The 755-nt window shown below is 63.0% G+C and carries 1 riboswitch.

Annotation, left to right across the window (positions count from 1 at the left end):
- Window positions 1-644: 644 nt before the first annotated feature.
- A riboswitch (TPP riboswitch) is annotated at window positions 645-748 on the top strand.
- Window positions 749-755: the final 7 nt, after the last annotated feature.

Below are 755 nucleotides of genomic sequence, written 5' to 3'. Positions count from 1 at the left end.
ACCCGGTCAACACCGAGCCCCCTGGCCGCGCCAACGGTGCCGGCGGCACCGGGGAGAAGTCTTCCCGATCGGCGTACTTGGCCACCGAATCCCTGCTGATGCCCAACCTGCGGGCGATCTCACGCACCGGGACACCTTGGGAGTCCAGTCGTCTGATATTTTCTTGTACTGACATGGGTACCGTCATCTGCTTTCCAGCCCTTCCGGCGCATACGCTTCGCAATGGCAGCGCCGTAAGGAACTTATCTGGGGGTGGCGGGCCCATGTCCCCAACACGCTGGGAACCGCCCCGAACCACCCGGTGATCTCAATCTCTGCGCACTCCCCAAAAATCCATGAACTGGAGGGGAAATGCCTGGCCTGATTCTTAGCGCTCTTTTGGCAGGAAACCGGCCACTAACCCGGCAGGATTCCCTGGCTGAAACGGCCTACAAATAGTCGATCACACACAAGGTGTCTGTTTTGGTGGTTTGCAGGGCCGGCCGGTCCACCGGGGGTACCGGTGCCCGCGGTACGGGGGGATCCGGTGGTCGCGCCGCGGTGTCCGGGACGGGAGCCGTTTGGGAAGCGGTTCGGGCAGGGCACGGTGGGAGCACGGCCAGGTGCGGGCGCTGGTTTGGCCGCGGGGTGGGTATATACTCGCTCCCAGTGACACGGGGTGCCGGGCGGCTTTATTGGCCCGGCTGAGATGACACCCGTTGAACCTGATCTAGTTGACACTAGCGAAGGGATGTCCTGCAACGGTTCGCATGGTC

Source organism: Paenarthrobacter sp. PH39-S1, from assembly GCF_030063245.1.
Taxonomy (GTDB): Bacteria; Actinomycetota; Actinomycetes; order Actinomycetales; family Micrococcaceae; genus Arthrobacter_M.
Note: the sequence above shows the minus strand (reverse complement) of the source record. Positions and strands in the feature narration are given on the sequence as shown.